At 72.1% G+C, this 13244-nt stretch carries 14 protein-coding genes and 1 tRNA gene; 10 read left to right on the top strand and 5 right to left on the bottom strand.

All coding sequences use genetic code 11. The annotated features are described in order from the left end of the window. The first annotated feature begins 76 nt into the window (after nucleotides 1-76). The 8 genes from TR50_RS01305 to TR50_RS01270 all read left to right on the top strand — a co-directional run bounded on the left by TR50_RS01305 (nucleotide 77) and on the right by TR50_RS01270 (nucleotide 8457). On the top strand, nucleotides 77-502 hold the full coding sequence (locus TR50_RS01305; protein WP_042412694.1) for a hypothetical protein: 426 nt from the start codon (nucleotides 77-79) through the stop codon (nucleotides 500-502). Between the two features lie 54 nt (nucleotides 503-556). Next, nucleotides 557-2161: a methionine--tRNA ligase gene (gene metG, locus TR50_RS01300; protein WP_042412692.1), complete on the top strand. Its 1605-nt coding sequence runs from the start codon at nucleotides 557-559 to the stop codon at nucleotides 2159-2161. A 172-nt stretch (nucleotides 2162-2333) separates the two neighbouring features. Beyond that, nucleotides 2334-3212: a TatD family hydrolase gene (locus TR50_RS01295; protein WP_042412690.1), complete on the top strand. Its 879-nt coding sequence runs from the start codon at nucleotides 2334-2336 to the stop codon at nucleotides 3210-3212. A gap of 117 nt (nucleotides 3213-3329) precedes the next feature. Next, nucleotides 3330-4028 (top strand): transglycosylase family protein, encoded by a 699-nt coding sequence (locus TR50_RS50040; RefSeq protein ID WP_369405686.1) that lies wholly within the window; start codon nucleotides 3330-3332, stop codon nucleotides 4026-4028. A gap of 184 nt (nucleotides 4029-4212) precedes the next feature. Continuing rightward, on the top strand, nucleotides 4213-5124 hold the full coding sequence (gene rsmA / locus TR50_RS01285) for a 16S rRNA (adenine(1518)-N(6)/adenine(1519)-N(6))-dimethyltransferase RsmA (RefSeq protein ID WP_042412681.1): 912 nt from the start codon (nucleotides 4213-4215) through the stop codon (nucleotides 5122-5124). A 153-nt stretch (nucleotides 5125-5277) separates the two neighbouring features. Next, nucleotides 5278-6246, top strand: coding sequence for a 4-(cytidine 5'-diphospho)-2-C-methyl-D-erythritol kinase (locus tag TR50_RS01280; protein ID WP_042412678.1), 969 nt, complete (start codon nucleotides 5278-5280; stop codon nucleotides 6244-6246). 233 nt (nucleotides 6247-6479) lie between these two features. Continuing rightward, complete coding sequence (locus tag TR50_RS46435) at nucleotides 6480-6632, top strand: hypothetical protein (RefSeq protein WP_160311062.1); 153 nt, start codon at nucleotides 6480-6482, stop codon at nucleotides 6630-6632. A 40-nt stretch (nucleotides 6633-6672) separates the two neighbouring features. Then, on the top strand, nucleotides 6673-8457 hold the full coding sequence (locus TR50_RS01270) for an ABC-F family ATP-binding cassette domain-containing protein (RefSeq protein WP_042412677.1): 1785 nt from the start codon (nucleotides 6673-6675) through the stop codon (nucleotides 8455-8457). 34 nt (nucleotides 8458-8491) lie between these two features. On the opposite strand, the gene TR50_RS01265 is transcribed toward TR50_RS01270, so the two are convergent. From TR50_RS01265 to TR50_RS01245, 5 genes are read right to left on the bottom strand one after another with little or no spacing between them, the layout of a single operon-like run. Next, nucleotides 8492-9193 carry a hypothetical protein gene (locus tag TR50_RS01265; RefSeq protein ID WP_042412675.1) on the bottom strand — a complete coding sequence of 234 codons (702 nt, stop codon included), beginning with the start codon at nucleotides 9191-9193 and terminating at the stop codon, nucleotides 8492-8494. Next, a complete protein-coding gene (locus TR50_RS01260) occupies nucleotides 9190-9714 on the bottom strand; it encodes a hypothetical protein (RefSeq protein ID WP_042412673.1) in 525 nt (174 codons plus the stop codon). Before TR50_RS01260 ends, TR50_RS01265 begins: the two co-directional genes overlap by 4 nt. Then, nucleotides 9711-10223, bottom strand: a complete 513-nt coding sequence (locus tag TR50_RS01255) for a hypothetical protein (RefSeq protein WP_042412671.1) — start codon at nucleotides 10221-10223, stop codon at nucleotides 9711-9713. Before TR50_RS01255 ends, TR50_RS01260 begins: the two co-directional genes overlap by 4 nt. A gap of 5 nt (nucleotides 10224-10228) precedes the next feature. Beyond that, on the bottom strand, nucleotides 10229-11398 hold the full coding sequence (locus TR50_RS01250) for a putative T7SS-secreted protein (protein WP_042412669.1): 1170 nt from the start codon (nucleotides 11396-11398) through the stop codon (nucleotides 10229-10231). After that, entirely contained in the window at nucleotides 11395-11925 is a 531-nt protein-coding gene (locus TR50_RS01245; RefSeq protein ID WP_042412668.1) for a DUF6317 family protein, read from the bottom strand. The genes TR50_RS01250 and TR50_RS01245 overlap by 4 nt, the downstream gene beginning before the upstream one ends. Before the next feature lie 240 nt (nucleotides 11926-12165). Here TR50_RS01245 and TR50_RS01240 point away from each other — a divergent pair. Together TR50_RS01240 and TR50_RS01235 are read left to right on the top strand one after the other, a co-directional pair. Then, nucleotides 12166-12238, top strand: a tRNA-Thr gene (locus TR50_RS01240). A 162-nt stretch (nucleotides 12239-12400) separates the two neighbouring features. Then, the gene (locus TR50_RS01235) at nucleotides 12401-13075 is read left to right on the top strand and encodes a helix-turn-helix transcriptional regulator (RefSeq protein ID WP_042412665.1); all 675 of its coding nucleotides are present in this window, start codon (nucleotides 12401-12403) and stop codon (nucleotides 13073-13075) included. Nucleotides 13076-13244: the final 169 nt, after the last annotated feature.

The following is a 13244-nucleotide window of genomic DNA, read 5'->3' as shown; positions in this document are numbered from 1 at the left end:
CTGTGCCACGGGGAAATCATTGGGGACGAGAAAGTCCCGCTCCGGGCGGACGCCCGCCGGGCACTGGGAGCACGTCATGAGCGAAACCTCCGCGCCCACACGGCGAGCGAAGCTCGAGCCGGCCCACGAGGCCTACTCCTTCGCCTGCCTGAACTGCGGGTTCGTCTGGGAGCAGGCGTACGAGATCGAGCACGTCGTCGACCACAACGGCCAGATGGTCTACCGCTACAAGGCCGACGGCGTACCTGTCGCCTCGCCGCTGACGCACCCGGCTTGTCCGGGCTGTGGCGGTCCGCACGTGCGGATCATGGCGTCCGGGCGCGTGGCCAGGGCGAACGCGGGGCGGTACCAGGACGAGAGCGCGCGGCAGGCGCAGCTGCTGGCCGAGCACATGGCGGACAGCCCGACCGAGAGCCCGGCGGAGAGCCCGAAGGATCCGGCGCAGCCGGCCGATCAGAAGCCGCATCGCCGTCACTGGTGGAGCGCCCGTCGAGCGGACTGACCGAGGGGCGGTCACCCGGCGGGTTGCACCTCTGTCGGCCGATACCATTGCGGCATGACCGCCGTCCAGAACCCCGGCAAGAGCTACTACGTCTCGACGCCGATCTACTACGTCAACGACCGCCCGCACCTCGGTCACGCGTACACCACCGTCGCCGGAGACGTGCTGACCCGCTGGCACCGCCAGCGCGGCGAGCGGGTGTGGTACCTGACCGGGACGGACGAGCACGGCCAGAAGATCATGCGCACCGCCGAGGCGAACGGCGTCTCGCCTCAGGAGTGGTGCGACAAGCTCGTCGAGGAGGCGTGGAAGCCCCTCTGGGAGCACCTGGAGATCGCCAACGACGACTTCATCCGCACCACCGAGGACCGGCACACGGCCCGGGTGCAGGAGTTCGTCCAGGACCTCTACGACAAGGGCGAGATCTACCAGGGCGGCTACGAGGGCCCGTACTGCGTGGGCTGCGAGGAGTACAAGGCCCCGGGCGAGCTGCTGGACGGCGAGGGTGAGTTCGCAGGTCAGAAGATCTGCGCCATCCACAAGAAGCCGGTGGAGATGCTGAAGGAGGAGAACTACTTCTTCAAGCTCTCCGAGTACGGCCCCAAGCTGCTGGAGTTCTACGCCGCCAACCCCGGGTTCATCCAGCCGGAGTCGGCGCGCAACGAGGTCGTGCGCTTCGTCGAGCAGGGCCTCCAGGACCTCTCGATCTCGCGCTCCACCTTCGACTGGGGCGTGCAGATCCCCTGGGACCCGAAGCACGTCATCTACGTCTGGGTCGACGCGCTGCTCAACTACGCCACGGCGGTCGGCTACGGCGCCGACCAGGCCAAGTTCGAGGACACCTTCCCGGCCGACGTGCACCTGGTCGGCAAGGACATCCTGCGCTTCCACGCGGTGATCTGGCCGGCCATGCTGATGGCCAACGGCCTGCCGCTGCCCAAGCGCGTGGTCGCCAACGGCTGGCTGATGGTCGGCGGCGAGAAGATGAGCAAGTCCAACCTGACCGGCATCGCGCCGCAGGACCTGACCGCCCACTTCGGCGTCGACGCCTACCGCTACTACTTCCTGCGCGCGATCCCGTTCGGCACCGACGGCTCGTTCTCGTGGGAGGACTTCTCCGCCCGCTACACCTCCGAGCTGGCCAACGACTTCGGCAACCTCGCCTCGCGCGTGGCGGCGATGGTGGGCAAGTACTTCGGCGGGGTCCTGCCGGAGGCGACCGCGTCCGGCCCGGCGGAGGACGCGCTGGCGCAGGGTCTGGCGAAGGCCGTGGCCGAGTCCGACGACAAGATCGGCGAGAAGCTGGACTTCGCGGGCGGCATCGCCGCGATCTTCGAATTCGTCAAGCAGGTCAACGGCTACCTCACCGAGCAGGAGCCGTGGAAGGTCGCCAAGGACGAGTCCCCCGAGGGCCAGGCCCGCCTGGCGACCGTCCTCTACGCGGCGGCGGAGTCGCTGCGCGGTGTGGCGGTCCTGCTGAACGCGGTCATGCCGCGGGTGTCGGGGCTGCTGTGGGACTCCCTCGGCGCGGAGAGCGCGCTGGGCGCGCTCGCCGACCAGCGGATCGACGAGGCCGCGCAGTGGGGTCGCCTCCCGGCGGGCGTCACCGTCACCAAGGGCGAGATCCTCTTCCCGCGTCTCGAGGAGAAGAAGGACTGAGGAGCCATGGGGTAGGCGCGCCTACCCGGGGGAGCGAGGAACCGCGAGGAACTGCCCGCGGTCCCTCGCTCCCCGCGCTCGGCCGGCGCCCCGCACACCGCTTGCGCCCTGCACACGGCTGGCGCCTCGCACTCGGCTCGCGCCCTGCACACGGCTAAGGAAGGTTTCCCACGTGGCCCGCTCCAAGGGTGACAACAGCACGCCGCCGCCGGCACCCGAGCCGCTGCGCGTGCCGGTCGCGGACTCGCACACGCACCTGGACATGCAGGACGCCACGCCGGAGGAGATCCTCGCCAGGGCGGCGTCCGTCGGCGTGAACACGGTCGTGCAGGTCGGCTGCGACATCCCGGGTTCACGGTGGGCGGCGGAGATCGCGGCGAAGCACGACAACGTCCACGCCACCGTGGCGCTGCACCCGAACGAGGCGCCGCGGATCGTGCTCGGCGACCCCGACGGGTGGAGCGGGCAGCGGCGCGGACCGGGCGGCACGGCCGCGCTGGACGTGGCGATCGAGGAGATCGACGCGCTCGCCGCGCTGCCGCAGGTGCGCGGCGTCGGGGAGACGGGACTGGACTACTTCCGGACCGGGCCTGAGGGCGTGGAGATCCAGCAGGAGTCGTTCCGTCGGCACATCGCGCTGGCGAAGAAGCACGGCAAGGCGCTGGTGATCCACGACCGGGACGCGCACGAGGACGTGCTGCGCATCCTCACCGAGGAGGGCGCGCCGGAGCGCACCGTCTTCCACTGCTACTCCGGGGACGAGGAGATGGCCCGGATCTGCGCGGAGGCGGGCTACTACCTGTCGTTCGCGGGGCCCGTCACCTTCCCGGCCAACCGTCACCTGCGGGCGGCGCTCGCCGTCACCCCGATGGACCGCGTCCTGGTGGAGACCGACGCGCCGTTCCTCACTCCGGCGCCGTTCCGGGGGCGGCCGAACGCGCCGTACCTGATCCCGGTCACCCTGCGGGCGATGGCGCAGGTGAAGGGCGTGGAAGAGGACGAGCTGGCGGCCGCGGTGGCGGCGAACACCGCGCGCGCGTTCGATTACTGACCCACGCTCTTTCGGCAGGAACCACTCTCAAGGTGACGTGACGGTCGCGCCGGGAGGTCGTTGGACAGTCCGCGGTCGAGTGACCGGGCAAGGATGAACGGCCAGGTGGGAGCGCGCGTGAACGTTTCTTCTGACACCTCCAGGCGGGCGCTGCCGCAGGCGCTGATCCTGGCTCTGCTGGTGGGCGGCACCGGTGCGTTCCTGGCCGAGGAGGCGCAGAGCGCGGAGGGCGACCGGGCGACCGAGGCCGCCGACATCCTGCCGGACGGCGCTGTCGCCGTCGCGGGGGCAGATGCGGGTGCCACGACGGCGGGGGCTACGTCGACGACCGACAGCCTCGCCACGAAGGATCCGTTCGCAACCCTCGACGGCGCGGCACCCGCACCGCGCACGGTCGAGGCGCTCGTGCTGCCGCATGTCCCCGGAGCGCCCGCCGCGCCGCAGATGCCGTCCCGCCCCCGGCACGCCAGACCCCGCCTGCGCGCGGCCGAGGAGGTCCGGCCGCAGGGTCTCGACCGTCATGCCGCGAGCCGTGGGCGCCACCGCGCGGTCTCCCCTCTGGTGCACTTCGGGACCGGCGAGATCAACTGGGCGGCGCTGGCGCGCTGCGAGTCCGGCGGCAACCCGCACATCACCGACCCGAGCGGCCGTTACGGCGGGCTCTACCAGTTCGATGCCGGCACCTGGCACAGCCTCGGCGGCCACGGCCTGCCGCAGAACGCCTCGGTCTCCGAGCAGACCACCCGCGCGCGGGCCCTCTTCCAGGAACGGGGCCTGTCCCCCTGGCCGGTCTGCGGCACACGCGCCGAGCACTGACAACAGAGGCGCAGGACGACGCGGGCGGCACCCGCACACACGCGCCGGGGCACCGGCAACACGCGCCGGGGCACCGGGTCGCTCAGGGGCACCCCGACCCTCACTTGCGAGCTCGTTCGCGCGGGCCTGGCCGAGGGGCGTGCGGCGGCGCGTCGCGCCGGGGTGGGCCCCGTATCCTTGCCGGGTGAGCACCACCGATCCCGAGTCCGTCGAGCCTTCCGCCGCGTCGAACGACTCCGCTCTGCTGAGCCCCGCCGACGTCCGTGAACTGGCCGGTCGGCTGGGAGTGCGGCCGACCAAGCAGCGCGGACAGAACTTCGTCATCGACGCGAACACCGTCCGCCGCATCGTGCGGGCGGCGGAGGTGCGGCCCGACGACGTGGTCGTCGAGGTCGGGCCCGGCCTCGGCTCGCTGACGCTGGGGTTGCTGGAGGCCGTCGACCGGGTCACCGCCATCGAGATCGACCCGCTGCTCGCCGAGCATCTGCCGACCACCGTCGCAGCCCGCATGCCGGCGAAGGCGGACCGGTTCGCGCTGGTCCACGCGGACGCGATGACGGTCACGGAGCTGCCGGGGCCCGCGCCGACCGCACTGGTCGCGAACCTGCCCTACAACGTCGCCGTGCCCGTGCTGCTGCACATGCTGGAGCGGTTCCCCACCATCGAACGCACGCTGGTGATGGTGCAGTCCGAGGTCGCCGACCGGCTCGCCGCGCAGCCCGGCAACAAGGTCTACGGCGTTCCGTCGGTCAAGGCCCAGTGGTACGCGCGCGTCAAGCGGGCCGGGGCGATCGGCCGCAACGTCTTCTGGCCCGCGCCGAACGTCGACTCCGGGCTGGTCTCGCTGGTCCGCCGCGACGAGCCGCCGAAGACGACCGCCGCGCGCACCGAGGTCTTCGCCGTCGTCGACGCGGCGTTCGCGCAGCGCCGCAAGACGCTGCGCGCGGCGCTGGCCGGCTGGGCCGGCAGCGCGGCCGCGGCGGAGACGGCGCTGACCGCCGCCGGGATCGACCACCGCCTGCGCGGCGAGGCGCTGACGGTGGAGCAGTTCGCTGCGATCGCCGAGCACAAGCCGCAGCCCTCACCCCAGTCCTGAGCCGCCGGGCCCTCTTCTTCGTCCCGACTCCCGCACCGCACCGCGCCGCACCGCGCCGGGCCGGGCCGCACCGACCGCACCCGACCGCACCTGTCTCCTGCACCGCATCTCTCTCCTGCACCGCACGCCCCGTCTCCCCAGGAGCTCCCGCCGATGAACGCGTCCGAGTCCACGCTCGAACCGACGTCCGCGTCCGCGCCCGACAGCGTCACCGTCCGGGTGCCGGCCAAGGTCAACGTGCAACTGGCGGTGGGCGGTCGGCGCGCCGACGGCTTCCACGCGCTCGCCACGGTCTTCTTCGCCGTCGGTCTGTGGGACACCGTCACGGCGCGCCCGGCCGACGGCCTTTCGCTGACCGTCGCCGGCCGCGACGCCGCCGTCGTGCCGACCGACGAGAGCAACCTGGCCGCCCGTGCGGCGCGGGCGCTGGCCGCGCACCACGGCGTCGAGGCGAACGTCGCCCTCCACATCGACAAGGACATACCGGTCGCCGGCGGTATGGCGGGCGGCAGCGCGGACGCCGCGGCGGCCCTGCTCGCCTGTGACGCGCTGTGGGGTCTCGACACGGACCGGTCGACGCTCTTCGCGCTCGCCGCCGAGCTCGGCAGTGACGTGCCGTTCTCCCTCCAGGGCGGCGTCGCGCTCGGCGAGGGGCGTGGCGAGGTGCTGACGCCGGTGCCGGTCGGCGGTGCGTTCCACTGGGTCTTCGCCGTCGCCGACGGCGGTCTGTCCACGCCTGCCGTGTACGGGGAGTGCGACCGCCTGCGTGAGGAGGCGGCGGGCCCCGGAGGCGCGGACGAGTCGCATGTCCCCACGCCCGCCGCCGACGCCGCCCTGCTGGAGGCCCTGGCCTCGGGCGACGCCGCCGCGCTGGGCGCGGCCCTGAGCAACGACCTGCAGCCCGCCGCGCTCTCGCTGCGCCCCGCCCTCGCCGAGACGCTCCGCGTGGGCACGGCGGCGGGCGCCATCGGCGCTCTCGTCTCCGGCTCCGGCCCGACCTGCGCCTTCCTGGCCAAGAACGACGCTGCGGCTTCGGCCGTCGCGGCCGCCCTCGCGCAGTCCGGCACCTGCCGGGAGGTCCGCCGCGCGCAGGGCCCGGTCCCCGGCGCGGCCCTCGTCTGAGCCGGCCGCCTCCGGCCGCCTCGGGCCCGCTTCGTGACTTCCTTCCTACGGGAGCGTGGGCTGAGGCAGCAAGACTCGGCCGGTTGCGCGCGCCGCGGGAGGCGAGGACTGGACGGTCTCCGCGACGTCGAGCGGCCGGCGCCCCCGAAGACGGTCCGCGCGCGATCGCGGTCCGCCGCACCGGGGCCGGGCACGCCCTGGTCGAACGTCGAACGTCGAACGTCGAACGGTCGGTGGACGCGGTGCTCGGCCGGGAGGCCGAGCTGGTCGCGGGGCTCGAACCGGAGCAGCAGGAACTGCTCACCGGACGGCTCGACCGGCTGCTCGGCGATCTCCAAAGCCGGATCGGCGGACGGGACCGAGCGGGCGGGCCACTACGCTGGTAGGTCGGCACCTCATCCGAGCCCCCGCAGGAGCGCAGCACCCGTGGCAGTCAACCTCGTCACCGTCGAAGACGTCAGCAAGATCTTCGGCACCCGAGCCGTGCTCGACGGCGTGTCCGTCGGCGTGAGCGAGGGCGACCGGATCGGCGTCGTCGGTCGCAACGGCGACGGAAAGACCACGCTGACCCTGATCATGGCCAGGCGGGAGGAGCCGGACGGCGGCCGCGTCACCCACGTGACCGGCCTGCGCATCGGCGTGCTGGCCCAGGGCGACGCCCTGGACCCGAAGGCCACCATCCGCCACGAGGTCGTCGGCGACAAGGCCGACCACGAGTGGGCGGGCGACGCGAAGATCCGCGACGTGCTCACGGGCCTCTTCGACGGCCTGGACCTGTCCGGGTTCCCGCAGGGCCTCGACACCGTCATCGGTCCGCTCTCCGGTGGTGAGCGCCGCCGCATCGCGCTGGCGAAGCTGCTGATCGAGGACCACGACCTGCTCGTCCTGGACGAGCCCACCAACCACCTCGACGTCGAGGGCATCGCCTGGCTCGCCCGCCACCTCCAGGCGCGCCGCAGCGCGCTGGTCGTCGTCACCCACGACCGCTGGTTCCTCGACCAGGTCGCCACCCGCATGTGGGATGTGCAGGCGGGCGCCGTCCACGAGTACGAGGGCGGCTACTCCGACTACGTCTTCGCCCGCGCCGAGCGTGCCCGCGTCGCCGCGACGGAGGAGACCAAGCGCCAGAACCTGGTCCGCAAGGAGCTGGCCTGGCTGCGGCGTGGCGCGCCCGCCCGCACCTCCAAGCCGCGGTTCCGCGTCGAGGCGGCCAACGAGCTGATCGCGGACGTCCCGCCGCCGCGCGACAAGGTCGAGCTGATGAAGTTCGCCAACTCGCGGCTCGGCAAGACCGTCTTCGACCTGGAGGACGTGACCGTCCAGGCCGGTGACAAGCTGTTGCTGGAACGTCTCACCTGGCAGCTCGGGCCGGGCGACCGCATCGGCCTCGTCGGCGTCAACGGCGCGGGCAAGACCTCGCTGATGCGCGCGATGCAGGTGGCCTGGGCCAGCGACGGCGAGAAGCAGCCGCAGGGCGGCAAGGTCGTGGTCGGCAAGACCGTCAAGCTCGCCTACCTCTCCCAGGAGGTCGCCGAGCTTCCCGGCACGCTGCGTGTGCTGGAGGCCGTGGAGCAGGTGCGCGGGCGCGTCGACCTCGGCAAGGGCCGTGAACTGTCCGCGAGCCAGCTCTGCGAGACGTTCGGGTTCACAAAGGAGAAGCAGTGGACGCCGGTCGCCGACCTCTCGGGTGGTGAGCGGCGCCGGCTCCAGCTGCTGCGCCTGCTCATGGACGAGCCGAACGTGCTGTTCATGGACGAGCCGACCAACGACCTCGACATCGAGACCCTGAACCAGCTCGAGGACCTCCTCGACGGCTGGCCCGGCTCGCTCGTGGTGATCTCGCACGACCGCTTCTTCATTGAGCGCACGACGGACACGGTGTGGGCGCTCCTCGGCGACCGCCGCCTGCGGATGCTGCCGCGCGGCATCGACGAGTACCTGGAGCGCCGCGCGGCCCTGGTCGAGGCCGCGGCCCCGGCCCCGGCCCCGAAGAAGTCGGGCGGCGACACCCGTGCGGCGAAGAAGGAACTCCAGCGGATCGAGCGCCAGCTCGCGAAGCTGGAGGAGAAGGAGACCAAGCTCCACGCCCAGATGGCCGAGCACGCCGCGGACTTCGGCAAGATCGCCGAACTGGACGCTCAGCTGCGCGCGGTCAAGGACGAGCGCGACGAGCTGGAGATGCAGTGGCTGGAGCTCGCCGAGGACGCGTGAACGGCGTCCCGGCCGGCGGCTCCTGCTTGCGGCCTTACCCGAGCGCGGCGGCGATCCGGCTGGTGGCCTGAGCGGGCTCCGGATCGGCCGCCGGGGCGCCGCCTCCGGCGGCCGGGAAGCGGAGCGTCCGCAGGGCCTCGACGAGGACGGGGCAGTACGCCTCCCAGTGCCGCAGGCTCGGCGTGCTGAACCGCAGCACGATCGCACTCCTCCGGGTGGGATCTGCCGCCGCCGGTACCGGTACCCAGGCCTCCAAGGACGCGATCGGCACAGGGAAGTCTTCGTCCGTCCCGGCTTCGGCGGCCGGCAGCACCGTCTCCACGGCGGCCCCGACCGCGACGGCGGCGGGCCCGCACGGCAGGTCGTACCGCTTGGCCTGCCGCTTCTCGGGGTCACCAGCCCCGAGGACCTCGACGATCCTGTCAACGACCTCCGGGTCCCGGCAGTCGAGCTCCGCGCGGGCCAGGGTGAGCGTGGCGAGCGTCAACTCCCCGTCCAGCAGCCCGAGGCAGGTGGCGGCGTAACAGACCCCGGCCTGGTCCAGCCACTGTGACGCCGCGGCGTACTCCTGCGCCAGCCGGTCCAGAGCCGCGGCCGGCACGTCACTGACGCGTCGGCCGATTCGCGCCACCAGTTCGGCGCGGGCCTCCTCCGGGCTGCTGCCGAGAGTCAGCGGGTGGAACTCGGTGGGGAGTTCGAACTCGACGTCGACGGCGGCGGGCGTGGTCTCGGTCATCGGGGTCGTTCCTCGTCGGGGTAGGCGATGGTGTCCGGCGGCGGTGGTGGCGGCGGACTTGGAGGAAGCGGAGCGCGGCGGTGGGGGAGCGAGTGGAGGGAGAACCCGTACGTGTCGTGGAACCGGCGGATGAACTGCTCCTCGTTGTAGCGGAGGGACCGTTCGACCTCGGGTGTGATCGCCAACCGGGCTGCGGGGTGCCAGCCGGGCGGGTGGAATCCGAATCCGCCGTCCAGCCGCCAGCTGACCGGCGGCGGATAGCCCGGGTCTGCGGCCGGGTTTCGCATCCACTCCGCGCGACGCCGCGCCCCCGGTTCGTCGACGCGCGTGTAGACCGCGTCCAGAAGGAGGTGCCTCCCGCCCGGATCGTCCGGGAAGCTGCGGCGGACGGTCACGTCGTAGCCGTAGAGCCTGCTGACCCACACCGCTGTGGCGTACGCGTAGGGGGCCTCGGTCCAGCGCCGGGTGAAGGAGGGCGTGAGCCGCAGCATCTCGACCGCAACCTCTTCGAGGAAGATCATGCCGACCAGGTTCCCGGAGGAGGCGGAGGGACGGGACCGGAAGGTCCCAGCGGCGGGGGGTTGCCCGGGACACCGTTGAACCAGTGCAGGTCCAGCGATCGGCCGACGGCCTGGTCCAGGTTCCGCAGTTCGGCCTCGATCTCCGGGGTGATCAGCAGGCGGACGGAGGGGAACCAGCCCGGAGGATGGATCCCCGGGCCGCCGTTCACGGTCCAGGCGATGGGTGGTGGAAAGGACGGGTCCCCGTTGGGGTTGCGCATCCACTCGCCGCGGCGACGCGCGAGGGGGTCGTCGTCTCGCCAGAACTCCAGCACGTGCCCGCGCCCCGAGCCGGTCAGCGAGGACTGGTTGGACCACGGGCGGTGGATGTCCGGGTACGTGTACCCGTACTGGCGGGCCAGCCAGATGGCCAGCGAGTAGTCCCTGGCGACGCGCCTGCCGGTGAAGTTGGCCCTGGGCGCCAGGGTCAGCAGGCGGATGGCGAATTCCTCGTGCGTGTCGACGTGCATCCCGCTCAGCTCCCGCCGTGTGCTGCACGGTCCTTGGCGGAGCCCTCGCGCCAGGCGTTGTCGAAGCCGACCAGGAGCGGGCCGCCGAGCGCCAGCTCGCCCGCCTGTCCCCAGCTGTGCGGCACGAAGACGCCGACGCTGGACGGGCTGTTCGCCATGTCCTGCCAGGAAGGGGCGAGGCTGCCGATGCTGCCGCCCGCCTCGATGGTCCTGCCGGCGTACTCGGCGACCTTGCCGGCGTCCACGGCGGCGTCGACGGTCTTGCTCACCCCGAAGCTCGCCAGGCCCAGCGAGTCCTCCGCGATGGTCTTGTCGGAGACGGGGGCTCCGGCTGCCTTGGCCAGCAGGTGGGTGCCGAGTGCGGCACCGGACAGGCCGGCCGAGACCGCGTCCAGCGGACCGCCGATCTCCACTGCGCCGCAGGCGTCGAAGGCGAGGCCGACGGTGCCGACGACGGTACTCGCCGTCGCCAGCATGTCGCCGACCGCGTTGATCGCGTTCGCATGGGCCTTGACCCAGTTCCACGCGTCCTCGGCCATCTTGATGTTGCCCTGGATCACCGATTCCAGGTCGCCGAGCAGGCTCGCGAACAGGCCCGGGGAGTCCGGGGCCAGGTGGGACGCCGCGTCGATCGCCTTGGCGGCCTCCTCCGCGAGGCCGCGGTGCTGGGCGAGGAGCCGGTTCGCCTGCTCGATCAGGGCGTTGAGATCGGCCTGGGCGGTGTTGATCTCCTGGAGGGCTGCGTCGTAGCGCTGCTGGGCCTCCTGTGCGTCCTGGGGGTTGGTGAAGACGTGTCCTCGAAGGCCCAGGACCGGGTTCATCTCCGCGCCGTTCAGGCGGGCGCGGGCGTCGACCGCCTCGGATTCCAGTTCCTGGGCCTTCTGCTGCAGCGAGGCCAGCTGGCTCTGCCAGCCGGTCAGTTCGTGCGCCGCCGCACCGAAGGAGTCCTCCGCCTGCTGGAGATGCCTGGGCAGCTCGCCCACCCGGCTGAGGAACGCGTTCGCGGCGTCGCCCGTCCACGTGCCGCCTTGGCCGACGCTGGAAATGAGGTGCAGCGCCTCCGTCAGCTGGCGCTGCGACGCGGTCATGGCCTGGGCGAGCTGTGCCACGGAGGCGACGGAACCGGGCGCCGGGTCGAAGCCGAGGCCGGGCCAGCTGACCATCGAGTCGCTCACTGCGCGGCTCCTCCGTTCTGCGGGGCGGTCGGCTCGGGTGTCGGTCCGAAACGGATCCGCGGCGGGGGGATGAAGCCCACCGGCTCGCCGACCGGCGGCTCGCCGACCGGGCCCGGGCGCTCGATGGGGCCGGGCTGTTCGATCGGTCCCGGTTCGATGACGGGGCGGTGCACCGGGCCGGGTTCATAGCGCGGACCCTGGTCGATCGGGGTGAGCATCCCGTGGCCGCCTCCGCTTCCGCTGCCGCCGAAGGACTTCTGGATCTCCTCCTCGACCGTCTGGTACGCCTTGGCCGTGGCGCCCAGGCCCTCCACGAAGGCGCCGGCCGTCTTCTCCAGCTGCTGGAGCCCGTAGCCCCACTTGTGCTGGAACTCGTCGCAGGCCCGGTCGAGCGAGCCGTCGCCGGTCCGGCCGTGTGAAGCCGCGCTCAGCTCGGCGCGTGCGGCGGCCATGGAGTGCACGGCCTGTCCCAGATCGCTCGCGAGCCGTTGCAACGCCTGCACGTCGACCTCGAAGCCCGATGCCATCGCCCCCCCTTGGTCATTTGGGCCTTGAAGTGTACACAGCCGCATATGAGCAGGTCGGACAGGTGCCTGCCGTCCGGTGTCGACGCAGGTCGTAGCCGATGGCCCGTCAGCCGGCGTGCTCGGCCCGTGGCGACGGATCCGGACATCCGGATCGTCGGCGGGCCCGGAGGCGGGCACGGCACCGGCCGAAGATCGCGGATTTCCCATCCGGCCGCTGACCAGGTATGGTCTTCCTCGTTCGCCCCTATAGCTCAGTCGGTAGAGCGTCTCCATGGTAAGGAGAAGGTCTGCGGTTCGATTCCGCATGGGGGCTCGCCAGGAAGGCCCGTATCCGGTGTTCGGATGCGGGCCTTCGGCGTTTTCGCGGGAGTTCCCGAAATGATCCCCCGAACGAGGGCTGCGCTGTAGCGATCCGCAGGCAGAATGCGTTGTGATGGTTCGTCACACATCGTGCCAGGGGAGGGCGGAGGGCGCTGTGGGTGTTCGGCTCGTGGTCGTGGACGACCACCGGTTACTCGCGGAGGCACTGGCGGCCGCCCTGCAGTTGCGTGGACACCGGGTGTTGGCCGTCGGGACGCCGACCGGGGTCGCCGCTGACCTCGTGGTGAGCCGGCGGCCGGAGGCGTGTCTGCTGGGTGTGGCACGGCCGGAGGACGGCGCGGCGTTCGACGCGATCCGGCGGATCCGGCGGGAGCGGCCCGAGGTCTCGGTCGTGGTGATGGGCAATGTGGACCACCTCGCGGGGGTGGCCGCGGCGTTCGCCGCCGGCGCGGCCGGGTACGTGCGGCAGGACGAGCGCATCGAGGTCGTGGAGCGCGCGCTCGGGCGCGTCCGCGCGGGGGAGGCGGCGGTCTCCCCGGAGCTGCTGCGGGCCTCGTTCGACCAGCTGCTGCGACCGTCGGCCGAGCCGGACGACGAGGCGCTGCGCCTGCTTCGGCTGCTGACCCGGCGCGAGGCCGAGGTGCTGGCGCGGATTGCCGACGGGCAGGACACCCAGGAGATCGCCGAGGGCATGCGGATCGCGCCGAGCACCGCGCGTACCCACGTCCAGCGCGTGCTGGTGAAGCTCGGGGCGCGGACGCGACTGGAGGCCGCGGCCGTCGCGGCCCGGACCGGCCTGCTGGAGCAGGTGGGACGCACCGCCGACTGAGTCGGCGAAAACGAACACTTCCGAACAGTGCCATCCGATTCGCGGGGGCCTGACGATGCCTGCTGCTCAGTTGTGCCATGAACGTCGCGCATGCCTGTTGACTGCTGCTTGTTTATGTTCGATTATGTTGAACCGAGCGAGCTTGAACGTCTGCGAGCGAGGCCGACCT

The sequence above is a fragment of the Streptacidiphilus anmyonensis genome, from assembly GCF_000787855.1.
Classification (GTDB): Bacteria; Actinomycetota; Actinomycetes; order Streptomycetales; family Streptomycetaceae; genus Streptacidiphilus; species Streptacidiphilus anmyonensis.
Note: the sequence above shows the minus strand (reverse complement) of the source record. Positions and strands in the feature narration are given on the sequence as shown.

What these genes read in the sequence shown, in the direction of transcription:
- TR50_RS01245 (WP_042412668.1), bottom strand. Translation starts at nt 11,925, where the DNA reads ATGGCATCGGGCTTCGAGGTCGACGTGCAGGCGTTGCAACGGCTCGCG.
- TR50_RS01280 (WP_042412678.1), top strand. Translation starts at nt 5,278, where the DNA reads ATGAACGCGTCCGAGTCCACGCTCGAACCGACGTCCGCGTCCGCGCCC.
- metG (WP_042412692.1), top strand. Translation starts at nt 557, where the DNA reads ATGACCGCCGTCCAGAACCCCGGCAAGAGCTACTACGTCTCGACGCCG.
- TR50_RS01255 (WP_042412671.1), bottom strand. Translation starts at nt 10,223, where the DNA reads ATGCACGTCGACACGCACGAGGAATTCGCCATCCGCCTGCTGACCCTG.
- TR50_RS01265 (WP_042412675.1), bottom strand. Translation starts at nt 9,193, where the DNA reads ATGACCGAGACCACGCCCGCCGCCGTCGACGTCGAGTTCGAACTCCCC.
- TR50_RS01305 (WP_042412694.1), top strand. Translation starts at nt 77, where the DNA reads ATGAGCGAAACCTCCGCGCCCACACGGCGAGCGAAGCTCGAGCCGGCC.
- TR50_RS01260 (WP_042412673.1), bottom strand. Translation starts at nt 9,714, where the DNA reads ATGATCTTCCTCGAAGAGGTTGCGGTCGAGATGCTGCGGCTCACGCCC.